18 protein-coding genes and 1 pseudogene are annotated in these 21181 nt (G+C 37.5%); all 19 read right to left on the bottom strand.

Annotated features, from left to right (window positions below):
- Nucleotides 1–80: 80 nt before the first annotated feature.
- Complete coding sequence (locus FJM74_RS00270) at nt 81–1322, bottom strand: glycosyltransferase (RefSeq protein ID WP_187260559.1); 1242 nt, start codon at nt 1320–1322, stop codon at nt 81–83.
- 44 nt (nt 1323–1366) lie between these two features.
- Complete coding sequence (locus tag FJM74_RS00265) at nt 1367–2173, bottom strand: glycosyltransferase family 2 protein (protein ID WP_187260558.1); 807 nt, start codon at nt 2171–2173, stop codon at nt 1367–1369.
- Nucleotides 2170–3153: a glycosyltransferase family 2 protein gene (locus tag FJM74_RS00260; protein WP_187260557.1), complete on the bottom strand. Its 984-nt coding sequence runs from the start codon at nt 3151–3153 to the stop codon at nt 2170–2172. The genes FJM74_RS00265 and FJM74_RS00260 overlap by 4 nt, the downstream gene beginning before the upstream one ends.
- A complete protein-coding gene (locus FJM74_RS00255; protein ID WP_187260556.1) occupies nt 3150–4172 on the bottom strand; it encodes a glycosyltransferase family 2 protein in 1023 nt (340 codons plus the stop codon). Before FJM74_RS00255 ends, FJM74_RS00260 begins: the two co-directional genes overlap by 4 nt.
- 41 nt (nt 4173–4213) lie before the next feature.
- Nucleotides 4214–5011, bottom strand: coding sequence for a glycosyltransferase family 2 protein (locus FJM74_RS00250; RefSeq protein ID WP_187260555.1), 798 nt, complete (start codon nt 5009–5011; stop codon nt 4214–4216).
- A 47-nt stretch (nt 5012–5058) separates the two neighbouring features.
- Nucleotides 5059–5898 carry a DUF5672 family protein gene (locus tag FJM74_RS00245; protein ID WP_187260554.1) on the bottom strand — a complete coding sequence of 280 codons (840 nt, stop codon included), beginning with the start codon at nt 5896–5898 and terminating at the stop codon, nt 5059–5061.
- A gap of 90 nt (nt 5899–5988) precedes the next feature.
- Complete coding sequence (locus FJM74_RS00240; RefSeq protein ID WP_187260553.1) at nt 5989–6978, bottom strand: hypothetical protein; 990 nt, start codon at nt 6976–6978, stop codon at nt 5989–5991.
- Between the two features lie 147 nt (nt 6979–7125).
- Nucleotides 7126–8292, bottom strand: coding sequence for a glycosyltransferase (locus FJM74_RS00235; RefSeq protein ID WP_187260552.1), 1167 nt, complete (start codon nt 8290–8292; stop codon nt 7126–7128).
- Nucleotides 8261–9145, bottom strand: a complete 885-nt coding sequence (locus tag FJM74_RS00230; RefSeq protein ID WP_187260551.1) for a glycosyltransferase — start codon at nt 9143–9145, stop codon at nt 8261–8263. Before FJM74_RS00230 ends, FJM74_RS00235 begins: the two co-directional genes overlap by 32 nt.
- A gap of 14 nt (nt 9146–9159) precedes the next feature.
- Complete coding sequence (locus FJM74_RS00225; protein ID WP_187260550.1) at nt 9160–10290, bottom strand: polysaccharide pyruvyl transferase family protein; 1131 nt, start codon at nt 10288–10290, stop codon at nt 9160–9162.
- Nucleotides 10291–11376, bottom strand: coding sequence for a nitroreductase family protein (locus FJM74_RS00220; RefSeq protein ID WP_187260549.1), 1086 nt, complete (start codon nt 11374–11376; stop codon nt 10291–10293).
- A 1-nt stretch (nt 11377) separates the two neighbouring features.
- Nucleotides 11378–12643, bottom strand: a complete 1266-nt coding sequence (locus FJM74_RS00215; protein ID WP_187260548.1) for an ABC transporter ATP-binding protein — start codon at nt 12641–12643, stop codon at nt 11378–11380.
- Nucleotides 12644–12648: 5 nt separating this feature from the next.
- Complete coding sequence (locus FJM74_RS00210) at nt 12649–13500, bottom strand: ABC transporter permease (protein ID WP_187260547.1); 852 nt, start codon at nt 13498–13500, stop codon at nt 12649–12651.
- A gap of 130 nt (nt 13501–13630) precedes the next feature.
- The gene (gmd, locus tag FJM74_RS00205; RefSeq protein WP_187260546.1) at nt 13631–14743 is read right to left on the bottom strand and encodes a GDP-mannose 4,6-dehydratase; all 1113 of its coding nucleotides are present in this window, start codon (nt 14741–14743) and stop codon (nt 13631–13633) included.
- Between the two features lie 172 nt (nt 14744–14915).
- Complete coding sequence (gene fcl, locus FJM74_RS00200) at nt 14916–15854, bottom strand: GDP-L-fucose synthase (RefSeq protein WP_187260545.1); 939 nt, start codon at nt 15852–15854, stop codon at nt 14916–14918.
- A gap of 151 nt (nt 15855–16005) precedes the next feature.
- The gene (locus FJM74_RS00195) at nt 16006–18375 is read right to left on the bottom strand and encodes a GumC family protein (RefSeq protein ID WP_187260544.1); all 2370 of its coding nucleotides are present in this window, start codon (nt 18373–18375) and stop codon (nt 16006–16008) included.
- Between the two features lie 59 nt (nt 18376–18434).
- Entirely contained in the window at nt 18435–19238 is an 804-nt protein-coding gene (locus FJM74_RS00190) for a polysaccharide biosynthesis/export family protein (protein WP_187260543.1), read from the bottom strand.
- A gap of 803 nt (nt 19239–20041) precedes the next feature.
- Nucleotides 20042–20893: pseudogene (locus tag FJM74_RS00185) on the bottom strand (IS630 family transposase); the annotation flags it as partial.
- Between the two features lie 11 nt (nt 20894–20904).
- Nucleotides 20905–21111 carry a helix-turn-helix domain-containing protein gene (locus FJM74_RS00180; RefSeq protein ID WP_187260541.1) on the bottom strand — a complete coding sequence of 69 codons (207 nt, stop codon included), beginning with the start codon at nt 21109–21111 and terminating at the stop codon, nt 20905–20907.
- Nucleotides 21112–21181 lie beyond the last annotated feature (70 nt).

Genomic DNA, 21181 nt, shown 5'->3' with positions numbered 1-21181 from the left:
ATAAAGTAGAGATTTTGCTGGTGAAGTTACTACATAATTTTTTTAAACTTCAAAAGTGGAAAATTAAAGACTGATTTTCTCTAAGTCCGGCTGATAACAGACTTATAAAAGTCGAATATTTTTGCATTCAGTATAGCAGGATCAAAGTTCGCCTTAACAAATGTTATCCCCCTGCTTCCCATTTCCTTTCTTCTTTCAGGATCTCGGTAAAGGGCTTCTAATGCACGAGCAATTTCATCGGGATCTTTTTCCGGTACCAGCAAACCTGTTACCCCCTCTATCAGGCTGTCAGGCACTCCTCCCGTCCGTGAAGCCACAACTGGAACACCAGCAGCCTGTGCTTCCAATAATACAAGGCCTTGGGCTTCTGCAGCTCCCTCCGAAGAAGTAATACTTGTCAGTAAAAATACATCGGCTTTGTATAGATGTTTTAATACAAAGTCTTGTGTTCTTGAACCAAGGAATTTCACATGATCCGCAATTCCAAGATTATCTGCCAGGTTCAGGAGATCTTCTTGAAGGGACCCGGCACCAATGATTTCATAATGAAAGTTTATTTTGTAGAAATGCTTAAGCTTTGAAACAGCCTGAAGGGCATAGGCTATGCCTTTTACCTCTTCTAAACGGGCTACCGTAAGTATGCTATAAACCTGATCAGATGATTCAGAAATGCTTGGGACAAAAATATTACCTGCAAAGCTTACAGGAATGGTAGTTAACTTAGTTGAGGTACAACCAAGCTTTTGTAGTTGATTATTGGTAAAAAATGAATTGGCGATGAACCCATCCCCTAAGCTAAATAATACCCGATAATTATTATACTCTTTTAAAATACTTCTTCTTTGAAAATCATATCCGTGAAAAGAGGTCACGATTTTACCTTTCACAAATCCCATTTCCCTTAGCTCCACTATATCTTGCCCAATTGGACCAAAGTGGCAGTGAATAATATCGAACTCCGACTGCTGCCGAAATAAAAGTGCTTTAAAAAAATACTGGAGGTTAAAGGAATTGAGGCCCAGTTTAAGAACATTTACTGTTTTTAAAATTTTAAGTGTTTTGTGACTAGCTAAGTATTTTGAAAGATGTATGAAAAACTTGGTATACTTCTTTACTCTGTTCAGGGGAGGATGCACACCATAGGTGACTCTTTTATCCAATTCATACTTTAAAAACTGCGGGTGGAGTTTTTGAGCGGAATCAGGGCGATAATAAGAGAATATTTGCACGTCCAACCCGGCATCCAACAAAGCAGTTATCTGATTTAGTATAAATGTCTCAGACAACTGTGGAAATTGATGAACAACAACAGCTACTTTCAAAGAATGGATTGCTTAAGGATGATTTTCACGTTTTTTAGTAATTACTATTTCAGAAACGCACTAAATTTAGAAGCAAATTTAAGAATCTTCTGCTTGCTGTTGTGTTTAGCTAATTGTTTGCGCAATCTTTTGATTTCGTCCTGTGATAAGGGGCATTTTTCTGAATGTAAGGCTTCCTCCAGAACTTGTTGCCTCAAGTTAGCATATTGTGTTGCATAAGCACTTTGAGACTCCTGATTTTCGTGGGCTCTATGCCACACAAGATCCCGGGGAAATTTAACCAAGTAATTTTCTTGTGATAATTTGAACCACATTTCATAATCACCTATCATTCTTCTTCCTGAGAATCCATCAACTTTATGGAAGATGTCTGTGCGAATAATAGAAGATCCCGGAGATCTGTTAAAATGGCCAAAGCCTGTAAAAAAATGCTCCAAATAAGCTTCTTTAGGTGATACACAGGCAGGATAAAAGTTGTTGAGATCTGGATTTGAGCTAAGGCCGTATCCTGCATGCGAAAAGGCCTCCATGGCTCCAACCATAACCTCTAACCCATGCGGGTAAATAAGGTCATCAGAATCCAAGTATTTAATATACTTTCCTTTTGCATATGAAGCAGCCTTATTACGATTGGGATAATCGCCCAAATTGACTTCGTTACGAAATACCCTTACACGTTCATCTTTTGCAGCATAGGATCTGGCTATCTCTAACGTCCTGTCGTGAGACTGGTCGTCCACTATAATCAACTCAAAGTTAGGTAGCGTTGAAGCTAACACACTTTCAATAGCCTGCCCAATATACTTTTCACGATTAAATGCCGTCATTAATACACTCACAATTGGAGTCATATCTTTATGGTATTAGGGTTAACTGCAGCCGGAACTACATTACATATCTCATTGTGTTTCTGGATGAGAATCTCCTCCCCCAGATTCTCATACTTGCTAAATAATCTGACAGCTTTGTTTATATTTTTACGAATGCGCCAGTTATAGAGCAGCCACTTTATTTTATCCTTAAATGAGAGCTGGTTTATCGGCAAAATTAATTTTAGATTTCTCAGAACACTCCATAAATTATTTTTTACCTCAGTAGGCTTATAACTGAAGTATTGATAAAAATGAAAAAAAACAGTGAACTGACGTTTTACTACAAATTGTGGATCGCTAAGATGATAGTGATATACACGGGCTGCCGTATTATAAACAATGGCATAGCCATGGAGCAAAACATCTTTCGCCCAGAGAGCATCTTCGGCAAAAGATGTCTGCTGGAAAGGCAATTCCTTCAAAACTTTTCTTCGGTACATGGCTGTTACATTGTCCCAACCGCATACGCTTCTTTTCTCCGCAGGACTTAAGGCCTCAAATTCTGATGGAGTGGAGAAATAATACTTCTTTTTAGAGGGGGGCGACTGAGGTCTGAACCATTCGATTGGATTTTTGTCCAGATCATGAGGGACAACCTGCTGCCCGCAAACGCCGGCAACGTTACCATCTCCATCGAAACCAGTAAGCAAATGTTCCAGCCAAGACTCGTCTACTGGTTTAGCATCCTGAACTGTCATTACCACGAATTCCCCTTTAGCAGCCTCAACCCCCAAGTTGCGTGTTAGTCCATGGCTAAAGGAGCTTGGATCAATCTGGATTAGCCGCACGTCATGCTTCTTTATGATCTCTAAAGAAGCATCTGTTGAGCCCGAGTCAATTACAATAATCTCAGTCCGATAATAGAGCGTTTGTTTTTTTATGCCTCCTAACGTCTCTTCTAACCAATAATCACCATTCTTGACAGGTATTATAACAGAAATAAGGATATCCTTTTTCAAAGCTTAATATGCTCCTTGTATTTAACTTTATTTAATGTTATCTGATAATCCTGGAAATATTTACTCACAGGACGTAAAGCTAGCTTCTTAAGTATAGGCAGTTTATACATCTTAGTTTTTTTTGCCCAATAATATTTCTTTAGCTTCTTAAGCATGGCATCATCAAAGAGAGCATAATTATGGTTAAGCCCTAACAATCGATCAGCTTCAGAAAAATGGTTGTTGTGAATAGCACTGCATACTAAGTCAAAACCCATATGTGAAAGCCCATTTTTATACTTGTCAAACACATCGTTTCGGGCAGCGAGGCTCAATGTATCTGTATAAACTTTAACCCTGCTTTGAAATTTTGGTAGCGTGTTGAAACCTGTTCTTGATAAACTCACCTCAGAGAGCCTGATAAAGGTATCAGGAGGATAGTTCAGCAGCTTCTTGTATTTCAAGTTACTCAAGAATGTTCTCAGATGAAGTTCAACATCCTGCCATAAAAGTAGTGATTCATCCCACAATCCAATATCAATAAAAGACTGCTTTTTCCAGATAGTACCCGTTCCCTGGCAAATCGGGTCTCCCAGCATCGTACGGGTAAAGTCATCCGTATCGTTTTCAATATTCCAGAGTAATGCAGTATCTGTTAATTCCTTTTTAAACATCAGCATTGGAAAAATCAGAAAATCACATTCCGGATTTTCTTTTGCTGCTTTCAGACGTTGTTCAATACAAAAAGAAGCCAGAATATCATCTGAATCAAGGAATACTAAATAATTGCCACTACTGTTTTCTATGGCAATATTTCTGCAGGCAGCCGCTCCTTTTGGTAACCTGGTTCGCTGAAACACCTTTACCCTACTATCACTAGCAGCAAACTCCTCAAGCACACGAAGACTTTCATCCGTACTTCCATCATCCACCACTACCCATTCCCAGTTAGGATTAGTTTGGCTAAATATAGAAGCTGCTGTTTCTTTAATAACATCAGCGCGGTTAAAGTTAGGTGTGATAATAGAAGCTATATCCATAAGGTAAGAATAAAATCAAAAGGGCCAGACTTTGAATATGTTTAATGAATAAGTTTGTCACATAAGGATAAAAACAATTTAGATCTTAAATGAGAGGTAGTTATTCCTGTAACTTTGGTATTTAAGATAAAACGAGTAATAAATTTAAATGCCAGTGGCGAAAAATATTTTTCAACAATCTTTGGAGATTCGAAAACGCTAATTTTACTGTATCCAAAAGCGCTCATCCCTTCAACTTCGTAATAACAAACATCTAAATCTATGTACTTATGGGTCGCTCCTTTGAATATGTTTCTCAATAACCATTCATAATCAGCTTTAATCTTATATTGCTCATCGAACCCGCCATTTTCTAAAAACAGCCTTCTCTTGGCAAAGATAGTTTGATGACATATCATCTTCTGAAATAAATTGATTTTGCTTAAATAAGCTGTTTCCCTTTTTTCAACTTTCCCAGTATTATATAGTAGCCAGGCATCACCATATAATAAATCGGCTGTATTATATTTTAATGCAAACTCTCCCGCCTTTAATAAAACGTTATCACTATAGAAGCTATCCCCAACGTTTAAAAAATAAATAAGATCACCTGTAGCCATAGCAATGCCTTTGTTCATGGCATTGTATACTCCTGTATCTGGTTCGCTTATCCAAATGGAAATGAAAGTTTCATATTTTTTTATAATATCAAGAGTGTTATCTGTACTTGCACCGTCTATTACTATATACTCGAGATTAGGATAATTTTGCTGTTGTACATTTTTAAATGTTTCCTCTATTCTATGACCTTGATTATAGGATGCGGTAATGACAGATATTTTAGGGTAAGGAGCTTTCATTAGAAAAATTGCCTACTACGAAATAATAAAATGCTAGTTCTGCTATATCAGTTTTCAGAACCATCCTGATAAGGTATATAATTAAGCCAAAAAGACTTATCATATTTTAACCATGCATGACATCCGAAGGGAAGCGTCTCATGATTTAATTTATAAAGGTGTTCAGGATTAACTTCAAAACTAAATTTTAATGCTACATGGTGTGGTGCCACCTTGAAATCAGTATATATGGAAGGTACCCATACAGACCAAAACTTATCCTCATTCACGAAATGATTTGCTAAAATATACCCTAAATAATAAGTATCTTTAATATTAAAGGCTTTTTTTATGCTAGTCAATTTTAAAAAAGTAGGAAAAGAACAAAAAGTTTGAAGCTTAAGCTTCTTATAGAGCCTATTTAGCCTTTCAAGCTGATGAATCCTTTTCAAAACTCTTAAGCAGTCTTGCACATTCCTTAAGGAAAAACCTGAATTACCACCAGGAATAAATTTACTAGGAATCACTGGTTGAGAATATCCCTCAAACCATGGAGCTCCTATATAACTATATCCTGAATGGCACCAATCTACTAATTCATTTCTAAAAATATAAGCATCTAGTTCATAAGTCAATAAGTAGTCATAAGAGGAAAAGAGGCTATAGAAAAAGTAGCTGCATTTTAACCTATTATAATTTTTCAAGCTTGATTGCCAGATAGGATCAATACCCAAGTTCTTCAGACCTGGTACAATAGCCAAGTACCTTGATAAATCTAAGCCTTTAGGATGAACAACGACAATATCATGATTTGACAGAATCGTATAGCATTGTTCAAAAGCTAACAATTCATCAGTACTAGGCGTTTCAGAGTGTACTGGTATAACAACAACAGCTTTAGTATTCAATCTAAATGCTACTTAAAAAGATAAAAACTAATGAAATTTTATTTTCACCTACTGTTTTTACAGTAAGTGTTTAAATAAATAATTTATATTTTATCCTAAAAGACGCTTTAAAATAATATTAAGTTTGACTCTTAACTTCCTATTAAAGGTATAATATTCCTTTTCTCTTGCTTCTTTATTTTCCAAATATATTTGTTGATAACAGGATGAAATTTTACTGAATTCTTCCTGCTTATTATGAATTAGCTTCAACCTATAGCTTTCGAACAAGGGAATTATATCCTTTCTTTCGTCAAATGTATACCTGGTTTGAAATTTAGAAATAGATTCAGGGGCATCGAACTGATAATGACTAAAATGAAAAAACTTTAGGCTAAACTCATTATTAACTACAAAGCTTTGTCCGCTAGGTGAAAGATGACGTTCATATAGATTCCAGTTGGCCATATTATATCCCAAATGCTTTATAATAAAGCAACCTTCAAAATAAACAGGTGCGTAGTTAACCCACAACTGATCTGTAAACATGCCGTTGCTAGGATTTATATAACAGTACTTCATTAACCTGTTATGCCACCATTCTAAAAACCGCTGAGACTCGTCAGTAAATTTCACGGCTATAAACCCTAAATTATAAATACCAAAAGGAATAAAATTTAGATCAGAAGGATATTTACCATCATCAATTGGAGAACAAAAATGGGGGGTTAAGACAATATTATGAGTAAGCAATGCTTCTTCAACTTCAGTGAAAGCATCAAATATTTGTAAATCTGGATCCAGATAAGTAATCTGCTTAAATTTAAACTTGCTAAAAAGGAAAATGAAAACTGCTGGCTTTACTGCAGTACTTAACTCAATGATATTATATTTATTTGCTAACTCATCAATATTAGGCACTATATCCTGAATTTTGATTAAAGTATAACTTTCAAAAATACTATAATCAAGTCTTGAATCAAACTGGTCTATTAGAAAAATAAAGAACTTTGATTCAGGATGATGCAGCGTAAAGGTATCTGCAACAACCTTCGCCCTGGCTAAATAATTGTTAGAGCAAATTGTAAAGGCTGAGTTCATTAATATTTAAATAATTTTGAAAAATATTTTTTGGTATTAAGTGAAGCTGTGTGTGTAAGTTACTCAGCTTAGCCTTTTGACCTATAGTTATGGGTATTTAATTAACTCTTAAGAGTTTATTAAATACCCATAACTATAATTAGCAAATTAAATATTAGCTAAATAATTTTTAAAAAAAGTCTCGGAATACTTCTCTAGGTTAAAGTTATTTTTAGCATGATTCCATCCATTATAAGAAAGTGAATTATATAGATTAATATCTTCTTTTATAAGAATCATTTTTTCAGCTAAATCAATATAATTATTTGAAAATGTAAGTCCTGTTACTCTATCTTCTACTATCTCTAACGTACCAGCATTTTTTAGTCCTAAAACTGGAATACCGAAGGACATAGCTTCTACACTTATTCTACCGAAAGCCTCGTTTGTTGAGCACACAAGAACACAGTCGATTTTAGGATAGTATAGATCAACATCTTCTACCTGGCCTACAATAGTTACAATACTTTCTAAGCCATTCTCTTCTACAAAATCTTTTATTGGAGCAATATCTCCGCCACCGATAATTTCTAAATTTGCTGCAATGTTATTATTTTTTAAATAATTCAAGGCTTGAAGTGCTAATAATTGGCCTTTTTCTTCTCTTATCCTTCCTATGATAGCAAATTTAAAAGTAGAAGTATAATTACTCTTTGCAATTTCTCTGAGTGACTTCTTCTGATAAAAGTCCTTTTCATAGCTTAAGCCATTGTATAGCACAGTTGATAATATTTTGTATTTATCAAAATAGTAACTTTTAACAGCATAAGAATTTGCAATCACATACTTAGATATCCGAGAAGAAATCTTTAAAAGAATTCCATTAAAATCAGGACTTAAACTATAATCTAAATCGCCAAATTCTCTTAAATGAATAGCAAAAGGTATTTTCTTGAAAAAGGCATAGAATGAAGGGAAAACAGATACAGAGGTGTTGATATAAATAAAATTTGGATTTAACTCATTTAATAGTCTATTAGTTTGTTTTCTTAATTGAAGATTCTTGACGATCCTCTTTATTTGACTTTGAATTGAACTACCAAGCCCATGAACTGTCCATTGATATTTAACAATACTATATCGAAAGTTTTTATCCTTTAAAGTTTGCTCTAAAACGCCCTCACGTGGCAAGATAAAATATGGATCAATTTCATAATAATTTTGTAATGATTCAGCTAATTCAACCATTGATCTGGTTGCTCCGTAAAGAGAAGCATCATGGGAAATAAATAATATTCTTAGCTTATTTCGTTTTAACACCTCTCCTAATTCCAAATAAAAAAAATAAATTAAATAAATTGTATATAGTACTTGTTCTATTAATTTTAAGAATCGCTTTGAGTAATGAAATAAATGATCTCTTTATTTCAGTATCAATGGTATGAGCTAAATTATCTTTTTTTTGGATACCATAACTAACTCCACCTTTAAATTTCCTTTTTAAAGCCCAACTTAAAGAAGATCTTTCTTTTGGAACATAGTGCCATACCTTTGCATCAGAAATATACTTAGGTTTTACACCAAAGTCATATAAGCGAAACATCATATTATGTTCTTGCCCTACAGCACCAGTAGCAGAATTAGGGCCGAAATTGGAATCGAATGTTCCAACTTTTTGCAGATTCCGTTTTGAAACACCCCAATTGCAGCCAAGCAAATAATTGGGTAGTAATGGAGAACCTTCATTATGCTCCCAGCCCCTAGCGGAAAATGGCAAATGCAAAGCATAATATTTAGAAGGTATCCTTTGGTAATCTACATCAACCGGGCCACCATAAAAAAAGGCGTGTCCATAATCAGTGAAAGCTTTAAAATATGCTTTTATGACAGGAGGAGATAACCTTATATCATCATCAAAGAAAATAACCCAAGAATTATCATCAACAAACTTTAGAGCTTCATTCAGAGCAGAACTTTTATTCGCTACTTCACAATATAAATATTGTATATTTAAGCTGTTCGTAAATTTAGCACTAACTAATTCTGCATTCCCTTTAGGTCCATTTTCAATAATAATAGTTTTGTGAAATTCCTGTGGCAAATCACATTTAGCTAGACTTTCAAGAGTTCTTTCTAGTAAACTATTTCTCCCAAAGGTGGGTATGACTACTACAATTCTTTCGTCCATCGAGCAACCTTGGTTCAGTTAATTAAATCTATGATATCTTTCCACATTTTATTTACTTGTCCCTTCAGTTCAGCAAGCCGATCATTGGAGGCTACTTGAGTACTTCTTTCACTAATCTGCTGGAGAGTTGTATCAATATTTGCATTTACATCGAGTATGGCATTCGAGCAGCCATACAGTTTTAATAACTCATCATATTTGTGAGACCAACTCGTACAAAAGGTTGGAACTTGCTGGTTTAGTCCACTTACTACACCATGGAATCTTGATGAAATTAAAAGTTTAGTATGGCCGATAACAGCTTTAACTTGTAGAGCATTTAATTCATTTAGCAATACAACCTGATTATTTACTGATTCAGAGATTTGAGACATAATTTTATAATCACCTACACTTTCATGATTCAGTAAAACTACTTTTTCACCTTTTTCAATAAAAAATTTAGTAAGATTCACTAAAAAATTATAGTAGTTATTTGCAACGTCAGTTGAGGTATGCGAAACCATTTTGGCATTTGGCACTATGCAAACCGCATCCTTTACTAATTGATAAAGTGAAAGGTTTATGTCTGGATGTAATAATATCGTAAAATCCGGTGCTTGTTTAATTTTCTTATGATTCCCAAAAATTTCAGTGAGGTATTGAAATGAAATAGGATCTCTTGCATACATTAAATCAGCATTCTCAAATACAATATTAATTTGCTCTTTAGAAAGCTTTTCTTTAAAAGGTCCAAAAGCTTGAGGTAAGAAAATTATTTTTGCACCTCTTTCTTTATATTTTTGGTAATAGTTTTTTATTTCTTGATTTTTTTCAACACTATTAGATCCAACCCACTGATCCCCAAATTGAAAACCACCAGCATCTAGTATTACCTGAACACTTTCCTCCTTTACCAGACCAAAAGGATCAAGCCTTTTTTGGTGCATGACCTTTTCTAGAGGCAACCTATATCTTTGAAACTCAAATTTCTTGAACAAGCCATTTCTTCTAATGAGCTCATCTGTTTTTTTGTTTAAGTAGTTTCTGCCATAGACAAATTTAGGATCAAGTTGGTGCTCTTTACTTAATCGTTCAGTGATGGCATGAAGCATTAACTCAGCGCCCTTATTAACAAAGCCAGCCTTATCTATTTGAATATACATTTATTTGTGATATTTAATAATATTGTCAATAGTCTTTTTTTGGGAGTAAGGAATTTGACCTTCCTCTAATGGATATCCAATAGAAAAAAACATAATTCCACGTTCATGCGGCTTTAACTTTAAAAATTTTTCTAATCCCCGTTCTCTTTCTTCAATATCAGGCCAGTTAATGGGACAGGAAGAAAGTCCCAAGGTTTCAAGAGCAAACATAAAGCTCATCGCAGCTAATCCCCCATCTATATAAATAATGTGCCTATCTCTCTCATCAAAATAGGCAGAAAGGTCTCCTATAAGTATACCAATTAATGGAACATTATGGGAAAATGTTTTAATCCCCATCGGCAGATTTCCAGCTATTTTAAGTTGTTCGGGATCATCAACAAAAACAAATCGGTATGGCTGCCGATTACAAGCACTAGGTGAATGTAGTGCCGCCGAAACAGCCTTGTATATTAGGTCTATCGGAACTTTAGAATCCTGATACCATCTAACGGATCTGCGTTGTAAGCAAAGTTGTTGAAAAGAATCAAATTCGATATCACTTTTAACATTATCTTTTCTGTAATATGGTATAAAGTTGCTTACAGAGTTTATAGAAGTACCTTTTACCTGTAAAAACCTTTTTTTAGCTACCTCAATAACTGTTGTTGGATCAACTGTTCGAAAGTATAAACTTAATACATCAGTTGCCCATTTAAGTGTGTTATGATCAGATGAATCCTGAACCATATTCTCATAAGCATATATGGTTTCATTAATATAGTCCTGAGCAAATGTTTTTCTTAAAGGAATTGTGGTTAACCCCTTTTCAATTCGATGAATATTTCTCCTTAAAGTTGCATCATGTGATATACCACTACTATCATGCTTTATATGAATTAATTTCCCCTTTAAAACACTATAATGCTCACGGTCAAAACTTGAACTTAACAAAAAATAGTACAAAGAGCTTCTCCTTGGTGATTTGGCTGCCCATATAACAACTTTTTCAGAATTAGCCAATTTTGCTCTAAAGGAGAGAATAGACTTTAGAAACTTCGAGTACTGCCTTGAAGCTCTAAATTTTATAGAGTTAACAATACCCATTTTAAGAAAGATTCCAGTTATGATTCACTAATATCTTTGACTCTTTAGGATTAGGCAATTTACCACTGCCAAAAAAGTCTCCATTTTCTACAATTAGTGATAAGGCGTCTTTTATTTTATGGTAGGGTCTACCGTTCAAATGCAGCGAAATATTAATCGTGTATTTTCCTTCAACTAAGGGAAATTTAGGGATCACACACTCAATAATTCCGTTCTTCTCTGTTCTAAAGGTATCGAAACCACTATAAACAGATCCTAAATGGACAAGTTTGTCTCCATAATTATCATATATCCCAATATGTAGTGAACATTTTAAGTTTGTATGCAAGGCTATATATTGTACAATAATCTTTATTTCACTTCCAGAAATAACGTTATTATTAGATACTTCATTGCTTTCAATATGTGCTGAGTTGATCCAAACATCACGCACAATGCCATCATTTTGAAAGGTATATTTTGTAGCTATGTCTTTGTTATTAATAATTAAATATTTACCTATAATATCATGTATTTCTCCCAAGGCATTAACAGTGCCATTTGCAAGTAAAAGCCCTCTATTACACAAAGCAGCAACAGAAGCCATATTATGACTTACAAATAGTACAGTTCTTCCTTCGCCTGATGCAACATCCTGCATCTTCCCAATAGCTTTATTTTGAAATTCGGCATCTCCAACTGCCAGAACCTCATCTACAATAAGTATCTCAGACTCTAAGTGCGCTGCCACGGCAAAAGCCAGACGTACTCTCATACCTGAAGAGTAGCGTTTTACAGGCGTATCTATATATCGTTCTGTCCCTGAGAAAGCAACAATTTCATCAAACTTTGATTTGATCTCAGCTTTTGTCATACCCAAGATCGCACCATTTAAAAACACGTTCTCACGCCCGGTCAATTCATTATTAAAACCTGTGCCTACTTCTAGCAAGGAGGCAATTCTGCCTTTTGCTTTTATAGTTCCTATAGTGGGTGACGCAACGCGGGATAGTAATTTTAACAGGGTTGACTTCCCTGCTCCATTTTTACCAATAATACCTAAAACCTCCCCTTGTTGCACCTCGAAATTTATATCTCGCAGCGCCCATACATAATCGCTTGTTCCCTTAGTTGCCCTATCGTTTACCTCTCCTAGTTTAAGATATGGATCTTCTTTCCCCCGAATTTTATGCCACCACCTGTTCAGGTCATGCGAAATAGTACCAGTGCCAACTTCGCCTAACCTGTATTGTTTGGATAAATTTTCAACTTTTATTGCAGTACCCATATTATCTAAACAGTATCTATAAACGTTTTTTCTACCTTATTAAATACAATCACCCCTAAAACTAAAATAACAGCGGCAAAAACAGTTGGATAAGCTATATAAGACCATTGAAGCGTACCCGAACCCAGAAAAGCAAAGCGGAATACTTCTATAATAGAAGACATAGGATTGGCCATGATAAAAGTCTTGTATTTTTCAGGTATTTCTGATACAGGATAAATGACCGTTGAACCATACATCGCTAGTTGTACCCCAAACCCAATAAGAAAGTGAAGGTCCCGGTATCTTGTCGTCATAGCTGAAATAATCATTCCAAAACCCATAGATATGACGGCCATCAATATTATAAGGAACGGTACCAGTAATAAATAAATGTTGGGTTGTACGGAGTCTCCTGTAACCATATAATATAAAAGGAACACAAGGAATAACAAAAACTGAACGCCAAATTTAAGTATATTTGACACCACGATAGAGAGAGGAGTGATTAGCCTCGGAAAATAAACCTTGCCGAAGATATTTGCATTTCCGACAAAAGTATTTGAAGTGGCTGTTAAGCAGGCAGAGAAATAATTCCAGCAGGTTATACCTGCCATATAGAAAAGAAGCGGAGGCACTCCCCCTGTTGAGATTCCTGCTATTCTACCAAAGACAATAGTAAATGTAATTGTTGTGAACAGTGGCTGTAAAAAAAACCAAATGGGGCCTAAAATCGTTTGCTTATACACGGAGATAAAATCTCTGGTAACAAACATTATTAAAAGATCGCGATAACGCCAGACCTCTTTTAGTTGTAAATCGAAAAGGCTGGATTTTGGTTCAATTACCAATGTCCAATCTTCTTCTTTCTCTTTCATTAAATTAGTTATCATATTTATAAACAAAAGCAGAATAAACTCTTCTTATTAAGACTTGAGTTTATTCTGCCTGCAAAGATACACTAATACTTTTAAGATAGAATATCTCTTTTTCTAATTAAGACTTCTACTATTCATGATAGTTAAGAATGCGGTGGCCACCTTCTGCCAGATATGTATCGCGTTTAAATAATTCAATATCTGCTTGCATCATATCTTTAACTAATGCAGCTAAATCGTATTTTGGTTCCCAACCGAGTTTTGTTTTTGATTTCGTGGCATCGCCAATAAGCAATTCCACTTCAGTAGGGCGGAAGTAATTAGGATCAACACTTACTACCTCTTTCCCAATCTCTACCTGATAATCCGGATCAGCACAAACTTTTACAAAACCCTTCTCCTCTACTCCTTCTCCTCTGAATTCTAGCTCTATGCCTACTTCGGCAAAAGCCATTTTTACAAAATCACGCACCGTAGTGGTTACCCCGGTAGCAATTACGAAATCTTCAGGAACATCCTGCTGCAGAATGCGCCACATGGCATCCACATAATCTTTCGCATGGCCCCAGTCACGCTTGGCATCCAGATTACCTAAATATAATTTATCCTGCAGCCCCAGCGCAATTCTGGCTGTAGCTCTTGTTATCTTACGCGTCACAAAGGTTTCGCCTCGCAACGGAGACTCATGATTAAACAGGATACCATTGCAGGCATACATGCCGTATGCCTCGCGGTAATTGACAGTGATCCAATAGGCATAGAGTTTGGCTACAGCATAAGGAGAACGGGGATAAAAAGGAGTAGTCTCCGACTGTGGCACTGCCTGCACCAGACCATATAATTCTGAAGTAGAAGCCTGGTAGATACGGGTTTTCTCTGTTAAACCCAAAATCCGGATAGCCTCCAGGATACGTAATGTACCCAGGCCATCTGCATTGGCCGTATACTCAGGCGTATCGAAACTTACCTTTACATGGCTCATGGCAGCCAGGTTATAAATCTCATCCGGCTGAGTTTCCTGAATGATCCTGATAATATTGGTAGAGTCTGTCAGGTCACCATAATGCATTTTAAAATTCACGTTCTTTTCATGCGGGTCCTGGTACAGGTGATCTACACGGTCGGTGTTAAAAAGTGAGCTACGACGTTTTACACCATGAACTTTATATCCTTTGCTTAGTAATAATTCAGCTAAATAGGCACCATCTTGTCCTGTAATGCCAGTAACGAGGGCTGTTTTCATTTTATATAGATTAGAAATTCAAAAATAGAAATTGTATATAGTATTATTAAAAACCACCCCCACCCTCCTCAAAAAAGGAGGGGAAATGATATGGTTTTCTTAATATTTAATGCTGAATATGAGATGATTTTAATATAATAATTAGCACATCAGCACATGAAACCTAATCACATTAGGCAGTTGTTACATATTTTTCTTTGAAATCAGCGTAAGCCAGGGCAATGCCTTCTTTCAGTTGCGTTTTGTGTTGGTAACCCAGTTGGTGCAGTTTGGAAACATCCATGAGTTTGCGCGGGGTACCATCGGGTTTGGTGGTATCAAAGACAAGCTCGCCCTCAAAGCCAACTACCTCTTTTACCAGCAGGGCCAGCTCTTTGATGGTCACATCCTCACCTGTTCCGATATTCACCAACTCACGACCACTGTAGTTCTCCATAAGGAAGATACATGCTTCTGCCAGGTCATCGGCAAACAAAAACTCTCTTCTGGGGCTGCCTGTGCCCCATACGGTAACAGAGGGAGCTGCGTTGTCTTTGGCCTCATGAAATTTGCGGATAAGCGCTGGTAACACATGCGAGTTGTTCAGATCGTAATTGTCGTTATAGCCATATAAGTTAGTAGGCATAACGCTGATAAAATTGCAACCATACTGATCACGGTAGGCCTCGCAAAGTTTAATGCCGGCAATTTTGGCAATGGCGTATGATTCATTTGTCTGCTCAAGCGGACCGGTCAGCAAATACTCTTCTTTAAGTGGCTGGGGTGCCATTTTAGGATAAATGCAGGAAGAGCCCAGAAACTGAAGTTTTGCGACTCCATGCACATAGGCTGCATGGATAATATTAGCCTCTATCATGAGGTTGTCGTACAGGAATTCAGCCCGGTAGGTATTATTGGCCTGAATTCCTCCAACTTTAGCAGCAGCCAGGAAAACATAATCAGGCTTTTCGCTTTCAAAAAAGCTAAGAACAGCCTGCTGATCCCGAAGATCCAGTTCCTTTGATGTTTTGGTAATAATATGGGTATAACCTTCCTGCTCCAGCTTGCGGCAAATGGCAGACCCCACCATTCCCCGATGCCCGGCGACATAGATTTTAGAACTTTTATTCATAGATTTAATTGGTAAACCTTATTCATTACGGACAAAATTTTAAATATCATTCCGACTGTAACGAAAAAACGGTTTTGGGGTTAATGCTTTCTTGAATATTATCCAATTTTTATAATATTGCGACACATACATAATTCTTTTCCTTACCGAATTATCCTAACCGTCGCCACCATGGTTTAACCTCAGCGTCTTCGGCATAGTAGCCATAGCCATAGCCATAGCCGTAGCCATAACCGTAGCCATTTTTGGAAAAGTTTACGTCGTTAAAAAGAATCGCAAGATTCTTTACTTTCCCAGACTCGTACTGCTGCTGTATTTGGGTCAGGAATTGTTTAGGGGTATACTCCTGCCGAACCATGTACACATTTACATCGGCCAATTGCATCAGTTCCAACCCATCAGAAAGAATTCCTACCGGAGGTGTGTCAAGGATGATGTAATCAAATTGCTTTTTGATGTAAACAATCAACTCCTTATTCCGCTCACTTAAAAGCAACTCTGAGGGGTTGGGTGGTATGTCACCAGAAGGCAACACAAACAGTCCATCCACCTTCGTTGGAAAAATAACATTTTCTATGGTGGCATGCCCGGCCAGGAAATTACTTAAGCCCACAGCCGATTGCACCCCCAGGTCAGCATTATCATTAGGCTTGCGCATATCGGCATTCACCAAAAGAGTTCTTTCGCCGGAAATGGCAAGGATATAGGCCAAATTTTTAGCTGAAAACGTTTTACCTTCACCACTGATAGACGACGTGATCACGACGATCTTACCAGCCCCGGAATCTGAATTGACCATGAACTTCAGGTTAGAGCGCAGGGTACGGAAAGATTCTGCCAGGGCAGACTTTGGATTATGCTCCATCAGCGATTTCTGCTCTTTCCTATTATGCCCAATCATACCTAATAGGGGGATGGTGCTGATTCCCCGCAGATCATCCACCTCCCTGATCTTGTTGTTAAAGAAATCTCTCAGGAAGATTAGACCAATAGGCAAAGCTAAGCCTAAGAGTAAGGCTGTAATATAATTTTTGCTTGTGGTGGGTGCAATTTGAGACGAAACTTTCCCTTCGTTTATAATGGTGACATCGGAGAAATTAGCCGCCTTTGCAATGCCGGTTTCTGCTCTTTTCTGAAGCAAAAAGACATATAGATTTTCGCTAAGATTGTAAAGCCGCTGAATATTGACAAGTTGTCGTTCCGCTGAAGGAACTTCCCTAAGAAGACCCAACACCTTATTCATGCGTTCGTTTATATCTTTTAATTCGATGTTGTTGGCTACCACAGCATTGTTGATACTCTTAAGCAAATTCGGGATTAATTCATTTAATTCCCGCTTCAGTTCCTCCAGACTTCTGGACTCTATAGGATTCGCCAGCGTTCTGCTCTGTGAAAGCACATCTATCTGTACCTGCAGATCAAGTAGCCTGGTAATATGAGAACTCAAGACATTGTCATTAATCCCAAAACTGGAAGGCACAATTACATCATTGTAGTCCTTCCTTGAATTGATGTAATTAATCAGATAATCATAATATTTCTGATTGAGCAGAAGAACAGCTTTGGCTGACTGGAGTTCCCGGAGTTCCGCATCTATCGTGCTGCCACTGTTCCGGATATCGAGGGAGATATTATTTTTTTTAAAGTCCTCAAGCCTGGATTCAATAAAGTAAAGGGAATCGGAGATTTGCAGCAACTGATCATCTATAAAATTAACCGTATTCTCGGCCTGCGTATTTTTAATAGACAAGTTGTTCTCCCGGTAACTATCCATATGCGCGTTCAGGAAGTCGATATCCTTTTTAGGAGTCGGCCCTTTAAGTTTTATAAGCAGCAAGGAAGAGACATCTTTTGGAAAGGATATGTTAAGGGAATTGGCGTATGATTGCGCAAGATTATTCAAATCATTAATCTTGAACAGCAACTGCTCTTCTTCTGTCCCTTTAGAGGCATGCAGGTCAACTTTAAATTTAAAGCCCCTTAGGTTGTAATAACGACCAGACATGAAGGCTTTATTTTCTGTCAGTTGCCGCCATCCTGAATTTTCACTTGTAAGGGTATATTGTTCATTATCATCAAAACTGATGTTGAACATTATCCCATAAGGCACTTCAGAAGCAGGATCGAATTCAACCTTAAAAGCATGTTCCTTATAAATCTCGGTCAGTTTTACATTTCCTTTTTTATAGTAACTTACATCAAAATCAAGCTTCTGCAACGTTTTTAATGCTAAAGCTTTACTTTTTAATATAATAGATTCGTTTGACAAATTCTGATTCGCCCGGAACATTTCTGTACTTGCCAATACTGCGGAGGCTGACACTGCTTCGGTATTACCTGCCCCCACCATAACAGAAGAACTTACTTCAAAAATAGGCTCTGTGTACCTGTTAATGAAGAAAGCAATCACTAAAGCAATTAGTGCTGACCCTAGTATAATATACCAGTAAGCCAGAAGTTTATTGATAATTTTCTGAACGGTAATACCAATAGGTTCCTGCTGAGAACTATTATTTTCCAATTTTTATTATTTAATCAATTTAAACTATTAATCATTTATCTACCCTAAGCATTGTTGCTCTATTGCCGAAGCCGCAGGAATAACAATGTCACTGATGATAACAGGGAAAGAACTAAAGTAGTATTCATTAGAATATTCTCCTTAAAGAACTTTGCAGGCAAGGGATCTACCACAATCATATCATTTGGATGCAGATAAAAATTTTTCATACCGATTATATCTTCCTCCAGCAGGCTCAACGTATAAACTTTAGCAAGCCCCTCTTCCTGCCTTATTAATCTTACCTGGCCTCTGTTAGCAAAAGGTGTTAAACCACCTGCATTGGCCAATGCTTCTATTAAATTTAAGTTATCTTGTAGCGAGGAAAATTGTCCCTGCGACCCAACCTCCCCCACAATTGTATACTTAAACGTTAGCAACCTAAGGTTAACTGTTGGATACTCAAAATAAGGAGTTAGAGCTGCCGTTACCTTCACTCTCGCTTCTGGCATGCTTAAGTTTAGAAGATTGACATTTCCTATTACGGGTAAGTTCAAATTCCCATTCTCATCTAATGTATAACCAGTGAGCAGAGGATCAGTTGCTGTGCCAAAGGTTGTAGCAGGCGCTGCCAGGAAGTTGTTCTCAGCTGGTGTGGTGGTGCGTATCTGCAGGGAGAGTATATCTCCAGGTTTTAATGTATAAACGGGTGGTTGTAATTTAATTGTCTTCAGCAACTCATCTGCCACTCCCTGTTCCTTTACGTTTGCTTCTTCCTGTAATAATTTTATTTTCCGTTGCGGCACACAGGCTCCTAGCATTAAAAGGGCTGCAAAAAACCAGATAAGGGTAAGCGGACTACGCATTTTCTCTATTTTGCACATATTTACATCAGTACAAGTCAGGTATATCTGACCACATTCTCATTTATATGAAACGGCGAAATTAGGGAATTAATTACCAAGTGCTTCTATACTTATACAAAATAAATTCGTCTGAGCTTAAACTTTAACCTATTAAAGCTGTATAAAGATGCTCCGCTTAAATTTGTTATGGCGGTCTTTGTCCTCCTTTGAAGGAGTTGGGGTAGTTTTAAGACCTGCGAAAAATTTGATTCTTGAGCTTTAGCTTCCCCTCATTTTTTCATAATTCTTGCATCATCCCCATTACCCCCTAAAGCTCAACTTGTAGGGAAAATCAGCTTGCCGGCCGCTGGTGCGAGTTTGAGGCTAAATCCGGTCCATATCTTTTAAACTTGCCAAACTATAGACATTTCAATAATTTTTCAATTAATTGACCTGCAATCCTTTATGGAGTTGTGAAACAAAATTAAATCTCTAAGCTCACACTAGCGGACAATACTGGAAACTAAGTCTTAACTTTTACTTATAAGATCCCCTGCTATTTCATCTATCCTGCTATTTCATCTATTGTATATTTTAGCATAACATCTGAAAACAAATAAGCTTCGAAAATGATGCAATGGGTTGATCTACAGAGGGAAATTGGCTGGTATAATAAAATTGCTTGTTCTAGAGCATCTAAAGTAGTTAACGGTGCATGCATTTTAATGGACTTGGGTAGGCGGTCATTTACAACTTCTTGGGTACGTAACAGCAGTGCGATGACTTTAATCCATGATTTCTTTCTTATAAACGGAGCAGCTTGAAACCTAATATAGACTGGGTCATAACTTCTCGGAAATCAAAATAGGATGATTTTCGAATACTTGATTATAGATGTTCTCAATCCAGCTTTTAGCGAAAGATAGTTTACTGCAACAGCTCTCAAAGGTGCTGCTGATAATTTCCTCTAGCTCCTCCATTGTCTTTATGAGAGCTTCTTGACTGATGGCTTTCTTTATCTGCTTCCATACACGCTCTATCGGATTAAGGTCAGGGGAATAAGCAGGCAGATTGACCAGCACAATTCCCAACTCTACTGCTTTTGCCTCCACCGACTTTGTCAGGTGGGCGCTGTGGTTGTCCCAGACCACCACAATGGTTTGAGCCTCTTGATTTGCTGCACGAATCGCCTCCAGCATCTGCCGCATCGTCTGCTGGTTTCCCCTGCCAATGAAGTTCAGCACGCTTGTGCCCATCAGGGCATAGAAGCCAAAGCAGTTGCGCTTCTTCTTGTCCGTGTTCACCTTCTTGATAAGCCCCCGCTCAAATGACCACAGCCTGGCTGTGTTGCCGTAGAGCTGCTGGGAGCTCTCATCGGCAAAGCCGATACAGAGCTTGCTCAGGTCTCTGCCTCGCATCCGCAGCACATCCGCCACCGCCTGCACCCTGTCTTTGAGTCGGCAGCAGGCGCCGTCCTGCTGCCGATGGTCCCGCGGCTGGGGCTTGTAGCAGTACATGTGCAGCTCCCTTGCCAGGCGCTGCATCTGCCGCCTGCCGTACTTTACGCCAAAGTGCTCCAAGGCCAGGTTACGCAGCCGGCCAATGGTATAAAAACCTCCCTGGCTCTGGAGCAACTCTTTGAATTCCTGCTTCTGCTCTTTGCTCAAGCGTGGCTTAGCCCCTCCTCCCTGGCCCTGGCGGTTGACTAAGCCAACTTCTTTTTTTCATTCCACTGGCCTATCCACTCATAAAGAGTGGAAGGACTTACACCAGTCATAGCGCTGACAGCTTCGATGCTTTGACCGGATTCAAGCAGCTTTAAGGTTAGTCCTTTAAAATCCTGGCTGTGGCTATCGAAGGATTTAACAAAGCGGCTCAGGCGCTCTGGTTCGCTTATATCTTTCCGTTTCATGACAATTTCGTAACTTAAATTACCCCCATAGCCTATGTACGAAGCAATCACAGTTTTTATATTATCCCTG

Source organism: Pontibacter beigongshangensis (assembly GCF_014332515.1).
In the GTDB taxonomy this organism is placed as follows: domain Bacteria; phylum Bacteroidota; class Bacteroidia; order Cytophagales; family Hymenobacteraceae; genus Pontibacter; species Pontibacter beigongshangensis.
The sequence above is the reverse complement of the archived record's forward strand: the minus strand, read 5'-3'. Positions and strand labels throughout refer to the sequence as shown.

What these genes read in the sequence shown, in the direction of transcription:
- FJM74_RS00265 (WP_187260558.1), bottom strand. Translation starts at nt 2,173, where the DNA reads ATGACTCCAATTGTGAGTGTATTAATGACGGCATTTAATCGTGAAAAG.
- FJM74_RS00255 (WP_187260556.1), bottom strand. Translation starts at nt 4,172, where the DNA reads ATGGATATAGCTTCTATTATCACACCTAACTTTAACCGCGCTGATGTT.
- FJM74_RS00250 (WP_187260555.1), bottom strand. Translation starts at nt 5,011, where the DNA reads ATGAAAGCTCCTTACCCTAAAATATCTGTCATTACCGCATCCTATAAT.
- FJM74_RS00240 (WP_187260553.1), bottom strand. Translation starts at nt 6,978, where the DNA reads ATGAACTCAGCCTTTACAATTTGCTCTAACAATTATTTAGCCAGGGCG.
- FJM74_RS00230 (WP_187260551.1), bottom strand. Translation starts at nt 9,145, where the DNA reads ATGGACGAAAGAATTGTAGTAGTCATACCCACCTTTGGGAGAAATAGT.
- FJM74_RS00225 (WP_187260550.1), bottom strand. Translation starts at nt 10,290, where the DNA reads ATGTATATTCAAATAGATAAGGCTGGCTTTGTTAATAAGGGCGCTGAG.
- FJM74_RS00220 (WP_187260549.1), bottom strand. Translation starts at nt 11,376, where the DNA reads ATGGGTATTGTTAACTCTATAAAATTTAGAGCTTCAAGGCAGTACTCG.
- FJM74_RS00215 (WP_187260548.1), bottom strand. Translation starts at nt 12,643, where the DNA reads ATGGGTACTGCAATAAAAGTTGAAAATTTATCCAAACAATACAGGTTA.
- FJM74_RS00210 (WP_187260547.1), bottom strand. Translation starts at nt 13,500, where the DNA reads ATGAAAGAGAAAGAAGAAGATTGGACATTGGTAATTGAACCAAAATCC.
- gmd (WP_187260546.1), bottom strand. Translation starts at nt 14,743, where the DNA reads ATGAAAACAGCCCTCGTTACTGGCATTACAGGACAAGATGGTGCCTAT.
- fcl (WP_187260545.1), bottom strand. Translation starts at nt 15,854, where the DNA reads ATGAATAAAAGTTCTAAAATCTATGTCGCCGGGCATCGGGGAATGGTG.
- FJM74_RS00190 (WP_187260543.1), bottom strand. Translation starts at nt 19,238, where the DNA reads ATGTGCAAAATAGAGAAAATGCGTAGTCCGCTTACCCTTATCTGGTTT.
- FJM74_RS00180 (WP_187260541.1), bottom strand. Translation starts at nt 21,111, where the DNA reads ATGAAACGGAAAGATATAAGCGAACCAGAGCGCCTGAGCCGCTTTGTT.